We start from the raw sequence: 14,119 nt of genomic DNA on the forward strand, positions 1-14,119 counted from the left end.
AGGCGGCTGCCGTCGTCGTTCGCGGCAACTGCGAGAAAAACGCGTCCACGAGGTCTGGATCGAACCGGCGGGTTGCGGGCAGCTGCCACAGGACCGGACCCAGTTTGCCGCCGAGCGCAAGGACCCCGGAGGCGAAGAAGTTGGCCAGCGCCGTTTCGGCGTTCCGCAGGCCGAGCATGTGCGTGATGTAGCGCGGACCCTTGACGGAGAACCGGAAGTCCTCCGGCACGGTGTCACGCCAGCGGACAAAGCTGTCCCGGTGCTGCAGCGAATAGAACGTCCCGTTGATCTCGATGGTGGCGAGCTGCGAGGCAGCGTACTCGAGCTCCAGCCGCTGCGGAAGGCCGGGAGGATAGAAGGACTTCCGCCACGGCGCGTACCGCCAGCCCGAGATGCCGATCCGGGCGCGGGGCTGGAAATCCGACATGGCCGAACCGTACCGCGCCGCGCGCTGCGGACACCAGCCTCCCCGCTAGTTGGCGGAGGCAATCTTCCTTGTTGGCGGTGGCCGCGCGGGCGTAAAATTCAGTTCTCAGTTCACTGTTGGGGGACAGCAGGGAAGGAGCCCGAAAGACGCGTTCCCTCTACTCCACTGCGACCGGCGTCGCTCCCAAGAGAAGCTGAAGATCATGGATTCCGCCCTACCCCGTGTTTCCCTGCGTACCACCTATTCGCCTCCGCGCATCGCTCTGATGGCGGTGGGAGTCACTGCCGCCTGGATCCTGTCCGTCAGCCTCGGCGCGGTTCTGCGCGTCGACCCGGGAGTCGCAAAAATTGCCCTCATAGCGCACACCATCTCGCTGGTGGCAGCCTTCGGCGCCGTTCTCCTGGTGGACTGGGTGGGCTTTCTCTGGTTGATCTCCAGACGCAAACTGGTCGAGACCAGCCGGATTGAATCCGCCGCCATGCCGATCATCTGGGGTGGACTGGCGGGACTGCTGGTCACCGGCGCCCTCATCAATCCGGACATGGAGAGCCCGTTGACCATCATCAAGGTCTCGGCAGTCCTCGTGCTGATGCTCAACGGGATCCTCCTGATCCCGTGCATGCGCCGGCTGAACTCCATGCCGGCGGGAACAAAATTCGGCGATGTTCCGCCGGGTATGCGGGTGCACCTGCTGATCTGCCTGGCCATCTCGCAGACCTGCTGGTGGACGGCGATGGTGGTGGGATTCATCAACAGCACCGACCTGTTCTAGCCACCTGCGGTACCTGCTGCCCCATGGTGGCGGGAGGCGTTCTGTGAACAGCCTCCCCCGGCCGGTGACTCCTGTCCGCTAAACTTGGGTGGTAAGAGCCCCGGACTCCTTAAAGGTCTTGGGGCGTTCTCATGCACGGCGGCACACATTTCGCGCGGCACGCGGCGCGCACTTCTGCCGCCAAACAATGGGGGAGGATCCCATGCCAGCAATTGTGATTGTCGGAGCCCAGTGGGGCGATGAAGGCAAAGGCAAGGCCACTGACCTGCTCGGCGGTCGCGTGGACTACGTCGTGAAGCCGAACGGCGGCAACAACGCCGGGCACACCGTCGTCGTGGGTGGTGAGAAGTACGAGCTGAAGCTCCTTCCCGCCGGAATTCTCAGTCCCAACGCCGTCCCGATCATCGGCAACGGCTGCGTCATCAACCTGGAGGCGCTGTTCCAGGAGATCGACGGGCTCGAGGCACGCGGCGCGGACACGTCCAAGCTGCGGGTGTCAGCGAACGCGCACCTCGTGGCGCCGTACCACCAGGTCCTCGACAAGGTCACCGAGCGGTTCCTCGGCAAGCGTGCCATCGGAACCACCGGCCGCGGTATCGGTCCGGCCTACATGGACAAGGTGGCGCGCCTGGGTATCCGCGTGCAGGACGTCTTCGATGAGTCGATCCTCCGCCAGAAGGTTGAGGGCTCGCTGAAGCAGAAGAACGAACTGCTGGTCAAGGTCTACAACCGGCGCAACGTCGAGGTCAACGAGATCGTGGAGTACTTCCTGTCCTTCGCCGACCGCCTCCGCCCGCTGGTCATCGACTCGACCTACGTGCTCAATGAAGCGCTCGACGCCGGCAAGGTGGTCCTCATGGAGGGCGGCCAGGCCACCTTCCTCGACGTGGACCACGGCACCTACCCCTTCGTGACGTCGTCGAACCCCACGGCCGGCGGAGCATCCGTCGGATCCGGAATCGGGCCCACGCGCATCAACCGCGCCGTGGGCATCATCAAGGCCTACACCACGCGCGTCGGCGCGGGCCCGTTCCCCACCGAGCTGTTCGACGAGATGGGAATCTACCTGCAGAAGACCGGCGGCGAGTTCGGCGTCAACACCGGGCGGCCGCGCCGCTGCGGCTGGTATGACGCAGTGCTGGCCCGCCACGCAGCCCGCGTCAACGGGTTCACCGACTACTTCGTGACCAAGCTGGACGTGCTGACCGGGATCGAGCAGATTCCCGTGTGCGTGGCCTACGACGTGGACGGCGTCCGGCACGATGAAATGCCCATGACGCAGACCGAGTTCCACCACGCCAGGCCGATCTTCGAGTACTTCGACGGCTGGACCGAGGACATCACCGGGGCACGCACCATCGAGGACCTGCCCGAAAACGCGCAGACCTACGTGAGGGCGCTCGAGAAAATGTCCGGCACCCGGTTCTCGGCCATCGGCGTGGGTCCGGACCGCGACCAGACGATCGTGATCAACGACCTCATCGGCGGTTAGCCGCCGGCGTAGCAGAATGGCCAGGTTCCCGATGGAACCTGGCCATTTCTGCGATAGCCGCCCGGTCGACGCCGGGGGTTACTCGATCTTGGGTGCTACTCGAGGTTGCTGACCACGTCGCCGCTCTCGCGAAGCTCCGTGACCAGTGCGAGGGCCGCCTCCGACTTCTTCTGGTCCTTGGCCTGCTGCTCAAGCTGCGGCTTGAGCTCCTCATACGGCGGAACCTCCCCGCCGCCCTGCGCGGCCCCGGAAGCCTTGGCCTCCTCATAGGCAGCCTTCAGTTCCTCTTCTGTCGGCGCGGCGTCCCCGACCTCCTCGGCGAGCAGCGCGTCCAGCCGGACCTGCTGCTCGATCTGCTCGGTGGCGTCTTCCTTCGAAATGCCCTGCTCCTCAAGGGCAGCGAAGAGCTCATCCTCGGACACAAACTGGTTGGTCTTCATCAGCTCATCCGTCGTGGCGGCGATCGCTTCCTCGCTGGCCTCGATCCCGCGGTTGTCAGCCTCCTGGATCAGCAGCTTGTTGCCGATGATGTTGTCGAGCGTCTGCGTCTTCAGCTGCTCCTGGTCGACTTCCTGCCCGGTCACCTGGGACTGCATCGCCATCTGCTGGAACGAACCCTCGTACGCCGTGGTGAACTCTTCCTTGGTGATGTCCAGCCCGTTGACCGTTGCGACGACGTCGGGAATCCCCTCGAGATCGGGCGTTGGGGCTTCCGCCGGTGCGCTGGCGGCGCTCTCGCTCGGCGCTGGTTCCGCCTCGGTGTTCCCTGCACAGCCCGTCGCGAAGGCGAGTGAACCCGCTACGACGGCGCTGATGAACCACTTCTTCTTCACAGACACTCCTACTGTTGATTACCGACCTGAGACTCTAGCAGCGCCTGATGGGCGGAGCCTAGGCGTCTGCTGGGTGGAACCTGAACGGTAGGATGCCGAGAATGGTGAACCTGAGCGCTGACCTGCATCTTTCCAGCCTCCCGCAGCTGCTGCTCGACGTCGACGCGATCGACGCGAACATCGCACTCAAGGAGCAGTGGGCCGCGGAGCACTCGATGGTCCTCGCGCCCCACATCAAGACGACGATGACCCGGGAGATCGTCCAGCGCCAGCTCCCCGGCTCCTGGGGAGTGACGGTCGCGACGCCGGCGCAGGCCGCGCACGCCGTCTCCTGGGGAGCCCGGCGGATCCTCATTGCCAACGAGGTGGTGTACCCGCCGCTGGTGGCCGAACTGCGCCGGCTGCTCCACGCCCACCCCGCCGTGGAGCTCCATTGCCTCGCCGATTCCAGCGCCGCCGTGTCGGCATTGGCGCACGGATTTCCCGACGCCGACCACACGCTTTCCGTTCTGCTCGACGTCGGTGTTCCCGGCGGGCGCACCGGCATCCGGGATGCCGCGGAGGCACCGGCGCTCGCCGATGCAGTCCGCGCCGCCCCCGGACTCCGCCTCGCCGGCGTCAGCGCCTACGAGGGCATTGCACCGAACGTCCGCACGCCGGAAAACCTTGCCTCCATCGACGCCCACTGCCGGGCAGCTCTCGAGGTCTTCGACCTGTTGCGCGACCGGTTCGAAGTTGACCAGCCCCTCTTCTCGGTGGGTGGCTCAGCGTTCCAGGACCACGCCGCCCGGTTCCTTCCCGACGGTTCCCTGAACATCCTGCGCTCCGGCTGCTACGTCATCCACGACCACGGGACGTACGCGGAGGTCTCCCCGCTGCCAGGCCTGCGCGCCGCCGCGGTGGTACGCGCCGTCGTCGTTTCTGTCCCGGAGGAGGGGCGGGCCATCCTGGGCGCGGGGAAGCGGGAACTGGCGTACGACGCCGGCCTGCCCGACCTGGTGGCGCATCACCGGGACGGTGCCACGCTGGCAGAGCCAGACGGCTTGGTGGTGCGGCTCTTCGATCACCATGCGATTGTGGACAATGCCGGGGCACTCCGGGTGGGCGACACCGTTGACCTGGGGATCTCCCACCCGTGCTCCGTGTTTGACCGGTGGCGGACGGCCCTAGCGGTGCAGGGCAACACCACGGAGCTGTGGCACCCCCAGTTCTAGCCTTCGCTACCAGCCCCAGGTTCCCGGCGGGCCCTTGAACGGACCCACCACGCGGGACGTGATCCAGCCGCCGTAGAAGTCTCCGGGCTGGGCCTGGACCTCTTCGCCGTCGACCAGGCAGCGGTCCATGCGGCCGGGGTAGACAGCCACTGCTCCGGCCAGCACCTCGAACCCGGCGGTGGGGGAGGGATAGGTCCAGGCCGCGCGTTCGGCGCGGGCGGAGCCGGCGGCGACGTCGTAATAGGCAGCCTCTCCCTTGAACTCGCACCACGTGGTGCCGTCCACCGGCTGCAGGGAGCCCTGGACGAAGTCCGCGTGCGGGATGTAGAACACCGGCGGGTGGCTTGTCTCCAGGACCCGCACCGCGCTGCCGGTCCGCGCGATCTCCATCCCGCCGAACTCGATGACGACGACGCCCGGATAGTTCTCCACCCGCGGCGGTCGCGGGTAATCCCACACCGATTCCTGGCCCGGCCCCGGTGTGTCCCGCTGTCGCTGATTTTTCCGCATAGCGCCACGCTACTCTTCGGTACCCTTGGTACAGCCCCAGTTCCTACCCGAAAGGGCCCGCGATGAAGATCAGTGTTGGACAATTCAGGCCCGGCGGGGACGTCACCGCCAACGTCGCAATGATGCGCGAGCTGGCGGAGGAAGCCGCAGGAGAGGGATCGGAACTCATCGTGTTCCCGGAGGAATCGATGTTCTCGATCGGCAAGGTCGAGCGCCCCCTGGCCGAGGCCGTCGGGGCGGGCTGGTCCGTGTTCGTCCAGCAGCTCTCGTTCCTGGCGGCGGAACTGAACATCGCCGTCGTCGCCGGCGGGTATGAGTCCAGCGGCGAAGAACGGCCGTACAACACCCTGGTGCTGATCGACGCCACGGGCAGGATTGTTGATACCTACCGCAAACTTCACCTGTATGACGCCTTCAGCTACTCCGAGTCCGAGCGCATCAAACCCGGCGACGGCGGTATCACCGTGGTGCCGGTCGGGGAGCTGAACGTCGGGCTGATGACCTGCTACGACCTCCGCTTCCCGGAACAGGCGAGGGCGCTCGCCGACCGTGGTGCCGACGTCGTACTGGTTCCGGCCGCCTGGTTCAAGGGGGACCACAAGATCGAGCACTGGGAGACGCTGCTGCGCGCCCGGGCCATCGAGAACACCGTCTGGATCGCGGCGGCCGGGACGTCGTCGTCGCACACGATCGGGCACTCGGCCATCCTGGACCCCATGGGTGTGCCGCAGGTCTTCCTCAACGAGGAGGAGCAGGGCGTGGTGACGGCCGAGGTGAGTCGGAAACGCATCGAGGAAGTGCGACAGTTCCTCCCGGTACTGCGGAACCGGCGCTTCGCGCGTAACGAGGAGATCGTCGAAGCACACTAACTTGTAGGACAAGTCAGCTAGTTGTACGATAAGTTAGCCAGATCCGCTCTCCCGAAGGTCCCGCGATGACTTATACGCCCGATGCAATCCGCCATGTGAAGCTGTCCACCGCCACGTTGCCGTTGGCCACGCCGATCTCCGATGCCAAGGTGTTCACGGGCCGGCAGAAGCCCATGACCGAAGTGGTTTTCCTCTTCGCGGAGATCCTGACCGAGCAGGGTGTCTCCGGCCTCGGATTCTCCTACTCCAAGCGGGCAGGGGGCCCGGCCCAGTACGCGCATGCCCGGGAAGTTGCCGGGTCGATGATCGGCGAAGACCCCAATGACATTGCCAAGCTTTATAACAAGTTGCTGTGGGCCGGCGCGTCCGTGGGCCGCTCCGGCGTGGCTACCCAGGCGCTCGCTGCACTGGACATCGCCCTGTATGACCTGAAGGCCAAGCGCGCGGGGCTTCCGCTGGCGAAGCTGCTTGGCGCCTACCGGGACTCGGTGCGGACCTACAACACCTCCGGCGGCTTCCTCAACGCCTCGATCGACGAGGTGAAGGAGCGGGCCACGCAGTCCCTCGCCGAGGGCATCGGCGGCATCAAGATCAAGGTCGGCCTGCCGGATTCGGCGGAGGACCTGCGCCGCGTCGCCGCCGTCCGCGAACATATCGGCCCCGACGTTCCACTGATGGTGGACGCCAACCAGCAGTGGGACCGCGCCACTGCGCTGCGCATGGGCCGCAAGCTGGAGCAGTTCGATCTGGTCTGGATCGAGGAGCCCCTGGACGCGTACGACGCCGAGGGGCACGCTGCGCTGGCGCTGGCACTTGATACCCCCATCGCCACGGGCGAGATGCTCGCATCCGTCGCCGAGCATGAGCGCCTCATCGCCACCCGGGCCTGCGACATCATCCAGCCGGACGCCCCGCGCGTCGGCGGCATTACCCAGTTCCTCCGCCTTGCGACGCTGGCCGACCAGGCGGGTCTGGACCTCGCACCGCACTTCGCCATGGAGATCCACCTGCACCTGGCCGCGGCCTACCCGCGGGAGCCGTGGGTTGAACACTTCGACTGGCTGGACCCGCTGTTCAACGAGCGGCTCGAAACCCGCGACGGCCGCATGGTGGTGCCCGACCGCCCGGGTCTCGGAGTGACCTTCAGCGACCAGGCCCGGGCCTGGACCACGGACAGCGTCGAGTTCGGAACGCGCTGAGCACGCGCACCGTGCCAGCATGGGGAGCATGAAACAGAACCTGGCCGTTTCGCTGGTCGACAGCCTCCGCCGTCGTATTGTCGACGGAACCATCCCGTCCGGTGAGAAGCTGCCCAGCGAGAGCGCGCTTCTGGCGGAGTTCGGGGTCAGCCGCACGGTGGTCCGGGAGGCGATCTCCCGGCTGCAGGCCGAGGGCCTCGTCTACACGCGGCGGGGGAGCGGCAGCTTTGCGCTCACCCCGCCGTCCGCCGCCGAGGAAACGGCCGGAGGCCTTCGCCGGCCCCGGACCCTCGAGGAACGGGGCGCGCTGCTGGCGTTCCGGGCCGGCCTGGAGAGTGAGGCCGCCGCGCTCGCCGCGTCGAACGCCACGCCCGGCCTGATTGCCGCGCTGGATTCCGCCCTCGCGGCGTTCGACGCCGCCGGCAACCACGCGGCCACGGCGGTCTCCTGCGACTTCGCCTTCCACCGCACCGTCGCCGAGGCCAGCGGCAACTTCTACTTCGTGGACGCGGTCATGATGCTTGGCCCGGCGATGATCGCGATGCCGCCTGAGCGGCTGGAACCCGCNCCCGCCGACGACGACGGCCGCTCGTCCCGCGTGCAGCGCGTCGCCGCTGAGCACCGGGCCGTCCGGAACGCGATCGCCGCGGGGGACGCGCTGACGGCATCCGCCGCCATGCGGCTGCACCTGGCCAACTCACGGTCGCGTCTGGACGCCTGATCTCTCCGGCCGGCGCTGCAGCGCTTGGACGGACGCCGTCCGATCCACCGGTCCCCAATGCCGCCGATGGTCTGCGGGCCCTCGCAACTGCCCGGCCGTACTATTGATCCATGACCGCATCCCCCGAAACAATCCGCATGTACGGCGCTGACTGGTGCCGGGACTGCATCCGCACCAAGCGGCAGCTCGACGAGCTCGGCATCGGCTATGAGTACATCAACCTGGTGGAAACCCCGGAGGCTGCTGAAGAAGCGAAGAGCATCTCCGGCCGGACCAATATCCCGGTGGTCGTGTACCCGGACGGGGCGCACCAGGTTGAGCCGAGCAACCCCGAGGTCGAGGCGAAGCTCAGGGAACTGAACCTGCTCCAGGTCTGAGAACTAGTCCCGGCCGTCCGGCTTCACGGCTAGGACCGGCCGGTCAGCCTGCAGGAGGATCCGCTGGGCGTGGGAGCCCATGATGAATTTCCCGACCTGCGTGCGCTGGCGAAGCCCGATGACGATCAGTGAGACATCGTGCTCGACGGCGAGTTCCAGGATTTCCTCCGCCAGGTCATCACGGTGTGAGGGGCGCAGGACGCGGGAGGTGATGCCGGCGTCGTCGGCGGTGTTCTGCAGCCGCTGCAGGTCTTCCTCGCTGGCTACCGACTTGTCCACGCGGGAGCCTTCGCGCACGGAGTTGACGATCAGCAGCTCCGCATTGCGGAGTTTCGCCTCAGTGATGGCCGCAGCGACAGCCGCTTCTCCGACGGGGGTTGGCACATAGCCGACCATGATGCTCATGACTTCTCCTGTGAATCTGCGGGAACGCGGGTGGTGTCCGGCGTGCGGCGTCGGGCCGACGCGGACTTGATCATGGGGCCTACCGCCACGAGGATAAAGATCATCAGCAGCACAGCGGTGATGGGGCGGGTGAAAAACCCGGAGAGGTCGCCGTCGAGGACCAGCAGTGACCGGCGCAGGTTCGATTCGAGGAGCTCGCCGAGCACAAAGGCCAGGACCAGGGGCCCGGGCTCGAAGCCGAACTTCTTCATCAGGTAGCCGAGCACCCCGAACAGCACCACGAGCAGCACGTCGAACATGGAGTTGCGGATGGTGTACGCACCGAGGATGGTGATCAGCGCGGTGATGGGGGCAAGGATGGCTGCGCGGACGCGCAGGATCCGGACGAAGAGGCCGACCAGGGGGATCGACATGATCAGCAGCAGGATGTTGCCGATGTACATGGAGTTGACCACGCCCCAGAACAGGTCCGGGTCTTCGACAATGAGCTGCGGTCCGGGCGTGATGCCGTGGATCAGCAGTGCGCCGAAGATGATGGCCATGGTGGCGTTGGCGGGGATGCCGAGGGTCAGCAACGGGATGAACGAGCTGGTGGCGGCCGCGTTGTTGGCGGTTTCCGGGCCGGCCACGCCTTCGACGGCGCCCCTGCCGAACCGCTCCGGCTGCCTGGCACGCTTCTTCTCGACGGCGTAGGACACCATCGAGGAGATGGTCGCCCCGCCGCCCGGGAGGATGCCCAGGAAGAAACCGAGGACGGAGCCGCGGCCGATTGCGCCGGAGGACTTCCGCAGGTCCGCACGGGAGGGCCACACGTTGGCGACCTTGGCGGGCGCGCTGACCGCCCGGTGCCGTTCCTCCAGGTTGTAGAGGATCTCACCGAGCCCAAACAGGCCCATGGCGATCGGAACAAAGTCGATGCCGTCGGCGAGGCTGAGGTTGCCGAAGGTGAACCGCTCTGCTCCGGTGAACACGTCGCGGCCCACAGTTGCGAGCAGGAGCCCGACGGCGGCTGCGATCAGCGCCTTGATCTTGGTTCCGCCGCTGATGGTCGCCACCAGCAGGATGCCGACGAGCGCCAGGGCGGTGTATTCCGGCGGACCGAAGTCCAGCGCAAAGCTGGCAACGAGCGGCGCGAGGAAGGTGAGCCCGATGATCGCGACCGTGCCGCCGATGAAGGAACCGATGGCGGCGATGCCCAGGGCCGTTCCCGCCTTGCCCTGCCTGGCGAGGACGTAACCGTCGAACACCGTGACAACCGAGCTGGCCTCGCCGGGAAGCCGCAGCAGAACCGAGGTGATGGTGCCGCCGTACTGGGCGCCGTAGAAGATGCCGGCGAGCATGATGATCGCTGTGACGGGCTCGATCCCGTAGGTCAGCGGCAACAGGATCGCAATCGTTGCTGCGGGACCCAGTCCGGGCAGCACGCCGATGAGCATGCCGATCACAACGCCCATCAGGCAGTAGAGCAGGTTTTGCGGGTCCATCACGACACCGAAGCCGTTGAGGACCGGGTTCAGGAATTCCATGGTGAGTCCTTGAGGTCCTAGAACAGGTGGGGGATTGATGTCCCCAGACCCAGGATGAAAATTGCGTAGAAGGAGACGACGACGAGCACGGAGTAGAGGGTCGCCGCCCGCCAGGTCTCACCGCCGAGGAACTTCATCCAGACGAAGCACAGCAGGAGCGAGGGAATCTCGAATCCGATGACCGGCATCAGCCACACCAGGGCGAGCAGGGTGAGGAAGCCGAAGGCCGCCATGCGGGACAGGGGTGAGAACTTCTCCCCGTCCACGCCCCCGCGCCGGCCGATGAACAGCTGTGCGAGGGCGAGGACGGTGATGATGAGGCTGATGATGAACGGCCATGTTCCGGCGCGCGGTTCGCTCGCCGTCCCGAGTCCGAGACCCAGTGCAATGACCATTCCCGCTACTCCGACGCCGGCCGCCACCAGTGAGGAGGCGAGGTTGGCTATCGGACCCGACGGCGGCGCGGAGTCCGCTGCCCACTCGGCGGCGAGTTCTTCCGGAGTGAGGTCCGGGGTGCCGAGGACGTCGGCGATGTCGCCGCTGTCGCCCTCCGCTTCATAGTCGCGGTTCCGGTTCATGGTGATGCTCATTTCAACTGGGTCTCGGCCGGGCTGTTTACTCGCCGGAGAGCGAGATGTCGTATTCCTCGACCAGTGCCTTGTACTGCTCGGCGAGGGTATTCCACTCCTCGGCAACCTCTTCACCGGAGACTTCCCACGGCGCGAGGATGTTCTGCGTGTTGAACTCCTGGTAAGCCTCGGTACCCTGGACTGCTTCGATGGACTCCACCAGCCGGGCCTTCGCTTCCTCGGAGAGGCCCTTCGGCGCGGCGAGGGCGCGGTACTGGGAAACCGGAACCTCGTAGCCTTCCTCGATGGCCGTCGGCACGTCGGGGAGGAACTCGCTGCGTTCCTTGGCGAACGTGACGATCGGCGTGACGGTGCCGGCCTCGATCTGCGGGAGTGCTTCGCCGAGCTGGATGGTTGCGACGTCCACCTGGTCGCCCATGACGGCGGTCAGGGCGGGGGAGCCGGAGTCGAAGGGAACGGCGGTGCCGTCGATCTCGGCCTGTGCAAAGAGCACGGCCTGGGCCAGCTGCGAGCCGGTGCCGACGCCGGTGGTTCCGAAGTTCAGGTCTCCGGCGCTGCCCTGGATGTCCTCAAGGGATTCGAAGCCCGATTCGGGGCTGGCTACCAGTACGTAGTCGTCCTGGGAGAGCCCGGCGATGACGTCGAGGTTGTCGAGGTTCACCGCTTCATCCTCACCGACGGCAAGGGGCGTGATGGTGATCAGCGATGCATTGAGGAGGATCAGGTTCTGGCCGTCCGGCTCCATGGCGGCGACCTCCTTGGTGGCAAGTGCACCGTTTGCTCCGGCCTTGTTGACCACGGGCACGGCAACCCCGAGGTCTTCTGCCATGCCTTCGGCTACCGAGCGGGCGATGCGGTCGGTGGAACCGCCGGCATCCTGGCCGACCGTGATGGTCACGGGGCCGCTGGGGAAGGCTTCACCGGTTTCGGCGCTGTTGCCGGCTACGTTGCCTCCACAGGCTGACAGGGTGAGAACGCCGACGGCGGCGGCGGCGGTCACCAGGGCGCGGCGGGAAGATGATGCTTTCACGTGTTGGTACTCCTCAGATGGGAACGGCGTTGTTCGGCTGTACAAGCCTGGGGCGGGATGTGATGGCACTCACGGCCCGGCCCTGAGAAGACTGTACGGACGGGCTATGATGCATGTCCAAGCCCATATAAGCATGAAGTGATACCCGGAAGGCATCATGTTTACACTCGATCAGGCACGCAGCTTCGTGGTCGTCGCAGAGGAACTCCATTTCGGGCGGGCGGCCGATCGGCTCAATATGACACAGCCGCCGCTGAGCCGTCAGATCCAGAAACTCGAGCGCAGTGTCGGCGTCGAACTGCTGGAGCGCGACAACCGGAAGGTCTCCCTCACCGCCGCGGGCAGCGCCTTCCTGGTGGAGGCGCGGAAGCTCGTCATCGCCGCGGAGCGCGCACCCCACACCGCGCGGCGCATCGCGGCCGGCAGGTCCGGCCAGCTGCGCGTCGGTTTCACTGCCGCCTCCGGCTTCAGCCTCCTTGGTCCGCTGCTGTCGGAGATAGCAACGGAACTGCCCGACGTCGATGTGGAACTCCAGGAGCTTGTGACCGGAGAGCAGATCGAGGCGATTGCCGACGGGGACCTGGACCTGGGCCTGGCGCGTCCCGCCTTCGATGCGGACCTCTTTGAATCCCACCTCATGTTCACCGAGGACCTGATGCTCGCCGTTCCAGCCGGACATGAGCTTGACCAGCTGAACCGGTCCCTGACGGTTGCGGACCTCAAAGGGGTGCCGCTGATCATGCATTCGCCCACCAAGGCGCGGTACTTCTACGATCTGGTGGTCCGGAACATCCCCGTAGAGCACGGCAATGTGGTGCATACCGTGAGTCAGATCCTCACCATGGTGGCGCTGGTGGCGTCCGGTAGGGGGGTGGCGTTTGTTCCGGAATCGGCGAGCATGCTCGGTGTGGAGGGTGTTTCCTACCTGAGGCTGGCTGAAATCGAGCCGGACGCCGTCGAGCTTTATGCCATCTGGAGCAGGGAAATGCGCAACCCCGCGCTGGGGCGGCTTCTGGAAGTCATCCGGACCAAGGATCTGTGACCAGCGATACCCGGAGAGCATCAATCCATACAAAAGTGGGCTTAGACAGGCATCACATATCTTCCTAGTGTGGAAACAACCCATCAAGGAAGCTCCACCCCTCGCCGCCTGTGCGGCGAACTGCCCTAAGGAAGATGCATCGTGGCCAACTACGCGCCTCAGGAACTCGCTCAGAAGCTCAAGGACGGTCTGTTGTCCTTCCCCGTGACCGCCTTCACGCCGGAGCTCGCCTTCGATGAGGACGCCTACCGGCAGCACCTCTCCTGGCAGGCGAGCTTCGATGTCGCCGGGCTCTTCGCTGCCGGCGGCACCGGCGAGGGGTTCAGCCTGACACCGGCGGAGGCAGCCCGGGTCATCCGCACCGCGGTCGAGGAAGTGGGCGGCACCGTTCCGGTACTTGCGTCCGCAGGAGGTTCCACCGCCCAGGCCGTCCAGAACGCGCAGGATGCGGAAGCTGCCGGCGCCGAGGGTCTCCTGCTCCTGCCTCCGTACCTGACGGAGTGCGACCAGGAGGGACTCCTCGCCCACGTCAGCGCCGTCTGCGCCGCGACCACTATCGGCGTGATCGTGTACAACCGCGCCAATGCCATCTACTCGGCCGACACCGTTGCCCGCCTCGCGGAGCGCCATCCGAACTTCATCGGCTTCAAGGACGCCATCGGCGACATCGAGCACCTCACCAGGGTCTACGCGAAGAACGGCGACCGGTTGTTCTACCTGGGCGGCCTGCCCACCGCGGAGACCTTCGCCCTTCCGCTGCTCCAGCTGGGAATGAGCACCTACTCCTCGGCGCTCTACAACTTTGTCCCGGAGTTCGCGCTCGAGTTCTACCGCGACGTCCGGAAACAGGACCATGCGGCGGTCACCGAAAAGCTCCAGCGATTTGTGCTGCCCTACCTCGACATCCGGGACCGGGTGCGCGGTTACGGCGTCTCGATCGTCAAGGGAGGGCTGAAGGTTGTCGGCCGCGACGTCGGGGGTGTGCGCCCTCCGCTGCAGAACCTGACCGACGCGGACCTCGCGGACCTCGGCGCGCTGATTGACGCCGCCGGTATCCGCCCCGCTCCCGCCACTCTGGCAAGCGCCCGCTAAACAATCCCTGAACACCCACC

General features: G+C 66.1%; 16 protein-coding genes. 9 read left to right on the forward strand and 7 right to left on the reverse strand.

Annotation, left to right across the window (positions count from 1 at the left end):
• The coding region (locus X803_RS18820; protein ID WP_156930026.1) for a DUF72 domain-containing protein at positions 1–427 on the reverse strand (427 nt) is incomplete at its 3' end.
• A gap of 202 nt (positions 428–629) precedes the next feature.
• Here X803_RS18820 and X803_RS0108765 point away from each other — a divergent pair.
• A complete protein-coding gene (locus X803_RS0108765; RefSeq protein WP_035778374.1) occupies positions 630–1,199 on the forward strand; it encodes a hypothetical protein in 570 nt (189 codons plus the stop codon).
• Between the two features lie 202 nt (positions 1,200–1,401).
• Positions 1,402–2,691: an adenylosuccinate synthase gene (locus X803_RS0108770; RefSeq protein WP_026544849.1), complete on the forward strand. Its 1,290-nt coding sequence runs from the start codon at positions 1,402–1,404 to the stop codon at positions 2,689–2,691.
• 95 nt (positions 2,692–2,786) lie between these two features.
• Here X803_RS0108770 and X803_RS0108775 read toward each other — a convergent pair whose 3' ends face one another.
• Positions 2,787–3,524 (reverse strand): SurA N-terminal domain-containing protein, encoded by a 738-nt coding sequence (locus tag X803_RS0108775; protein WP_026544850.1) that lies wholly within the window; start codon positions 3,522–3,524, stop codon positions 2,787–2,789.
• A gap of 101 nt (positions 3,525–3,625) precedes the next feature.
• Here X803_RS0108775 and X803_RS18825 point away from each other — a divergent pair, with 101 nt between their 5' ends.
• Entirely contained in the window at positions 3,626–4,738 is a 1,113-nt protein-coding gene (locus X803_RS18825) for an alanine racemase (protein WP_084033565.1), read from the forward strand.
• Positions 4,739–4,744: 6 nt separating this feature from the next.
• Here X803_RS18825 and X803_RS0108785 read toward each other — a convergent pair whose 3' ends face one another.
• Complete coding sequence (locus X803_RS0108785; RefSeq protein ID WP_026544851.1) at positions 4,745–5,248, reverse strand: DUF427 domain-containing protein; 504 nt, start codon at positions 5,246–5,248, stop codon at positions 4,745–4,747.
• Between the two features lie 62 nt (positions 5,249–5,310).
• On the opposite strand from X803_RS0108785, the gene X803_RS0108790 reads away from it, so the two are divergent.
• The 4 genes from X803_RS0108790 (at position 5,311) to X803_RS0108805 (ending at position 8,414) form a co-directional block, all read left to right on the forward strand.
• A complete protein-coding gene (locus tag X803_RS0108790) occupies positions 5,311–6,117 on the forward strand; it encodes a carbon-nitrogen hydrolase family protein (RefSeq protein ID WP_026544852.1) in 807 nt (268 codons plus the stop codon).
• Between the two features lie 65 nt (positions 6,118–6,182).
• The gene (locus tag X803_RS0108795) at positions 6,183–7,316 is read left to right on the forward strand and encodes an L-talarate/galactarate dehydratase (protein WP_026544853.1); all 1,134 of its coding nucleotides are present in this window, start codon (positions 6,183–6,185) and stop codon (positions 7,314–7,316) included.
• A gap of 28 nt (positions 7,317–7,344) precedes the next feature.
• Positions 7,345–8,037, forward strand: a complete 693-nt coding sequence (locus X803_RS0108800) for a FadR/GntR family transcriptional regulator (RefSeq protein WP_026544854.1) — start codon at positions 7,345–7,347, stop codon at positions 8,035–8,037.
• Between the two features lie 110 nt (positions 8,038–8,147).
• Positions 8,148–8,414 (forward strand): glutaredoxin domain-containing protein, encoded by a 267-nt coding sequence (locus X803_RS0108805; protein WP_026544855.1) that lies wholly within the window; start codon positions 8,148–8,150, stop codon positions 8,412–8,414.
• A 3-nt stretch (positions 8,415–8,417) separates the two neighbouring features.
• Here the strand turns inward: X803_RS0108805 and X803_RS0108810 are convergent, their stop codons facing one another.
• Genes X803_RS0108810 through X803_RS0108825 form a run of 4 tightly spaced genes read right to left on the reverse strand, consistent with a single transcriptional unit; the run spans position 8,418 to position 11,965 of the window.
• Positions 8,418–8,819, reverse strand: a complete 402-nt coding sequence (locus X803_RS0108810) for a universal stress protein (RefSeq protein WP_026544856.1) — start codon at positions 8,817–8,819, stop codon at positions 8,418–8,420.
• The gene (locus X803_RS0108815) at positions 8,816–10,345 is read right to left on the reverse strand and encodes a tripartite tricarboxylate transporter permease (protein WP_026544857.1); all 1,530 of its coding nucleotides are present in this window, start codon (positions 10,343–10,345) and stop codon (positions 8,816–8,818) included. Before X803_RS0108815 ends, X803_RS0108810 begins: the two co-directional genes overlap by 4 nt.
• Positions 10,346–10,362: 17 nt before the next feature.
• Positions 10,363–10,935: a tripartite tricarboxylate transporter TctB family protein gene (locus X803_RS0108820; protein ID WP_253907425.1), complete on the reverse strand. Its 573-nt coding sequence runs from the start codon at positions 10,933–10,935 to the stop codon at positions 10,363–10,365.
• A gap of 25 nt (positions 10,936–10,960) precedes the next feature.
• Positions 10,961–11,965 (reverse strand): Bug family tripartite tricarboxylate transporter substrate binding protein, encoded by a 1,005-nt coding sequence (locus tag X803_RS0108825; protein WP_026544859.1) that lies wholly within the window; start codon positions 11,963–11,965, stop codon positions 10,961–10,963.
• Between the two features lie 157 nt (positions 11,966–12,122).
• Between X803_RS0108825 and X803_RS0108830 the strand changes: the two genes are divergently transcribed.
• A complete protein-coding gene (locus X803_RS0108830) occupies positions 12,123–13,007 on the forward strand; it encodes a LysR family transcriptional regulator (protein ID WP_026544860.1) in 885 nt (294 codons plus the stop codon).
• Between the two features lie 141 nt (positions 13,008–13,148).
• On the forward strand, positions 13,149–14,099 hold the full coding sequence (kdgD, locus tag X803_RS0108835; RefSeq protein ID WP_026544861.1) for a 5-dehydro-4-deoxyglucarate dehydratase: 951 nt from the start codon (positions 13,149–13,151) through the stop codon (positions 14,097–14,099).
• The last annotated feature ends 20 nt before the right edge of the window (positions 14,100–14,119 follow it).

Source organism: Arthrobacter sp. 35/47 (assembly GCF_000520475.1).
In the GTDB taxonomy this organism is placed as follows: domain Bacteria; phylum Actinomycetota; class Actinomycetes; order Actinomycetales; family Micrococcaceae; genus Arthrobacter_D; species Arthrobacter_D subterraneus.

Bases quoted from the DNA above. Each gene is read 5' to 3' on its own strand.
- X803_RS0108765 (WP_035778374.1), top strand. From the start codon at position 630: ATGGATTCCGCCCTACCCCGTGTTTCCCTGCGTACCACCTATTCGCCT.
- X803_RS0108770 (WP_026544849.1), top strand. From the start codon at position 1,402: ATGCCAGCAATTGTGATTGTCGGAGCCCAGTGGGGCGATGAAGGCAAA.
- X803_RS18825 (WP_084033565.1), top strand. From the start codon at position 3,626: ATGGTGAACCTGAGCGCTGACCTGCATCTTTCCAGCCTCCCGCAGCTG.
- X803_RS0108785 (WP_026544851.1), bottom strand. From the start codon at position 5,248: ATGCGGAAAAATCAGCGACAGCGGGACACACCGGGGCCGGGCCAGGAA.
- X803_RS0108790 (WP_026544852.1), top strand. From the start codon at position 5,311: ATGAAGATCAGTGTTGGACAATTCAGGCCCGGCGGGGACGTCACCGCC.
- X803_RS0108795 (WP_026544853.1), top strand. From the start codon at position 6,183: ATGACTTATACGCCCGATGCAATCCGCCATGTGAAGCTGTCCACCGCC.
- X803_RS0108805 (WP_026544855.1), top strand. From the start codon at position 8,148: ATGACCGCATCCCCCGAAACAATCCGCATGTACGGCGCTGACTGGTGC.
- X803_RS0108810 (WP_026544856.1), bottom strand. From the start codon at position 8,819: ATGAGCATCATGGTCGGCTATGTGCCAACCCCCGTCGGAGAAGCGGCT.
- X803_RS0108815 (WP_026544857.1), bottom strand. From the start codon at position 10,345: ATGGAATTCCTGAACCCGGTCCTCAACGGCTTCGGTGTCGTGATGGAC.
- X803_RS0108820 (WP_253907425.1), bottom strand. From the start codon at position 10,935: ATGAGCATCACCATGAACCGGAACCGCGACTATGAAGCGGAGGGCGAC.
- X803_RS0108830 (WP_026544860.1), top strand. From the start codon at position 12,123: ATGTTTACACTCGATCAGGCACGCAGCTTCGTGGTCGTCGCAGAGGAA.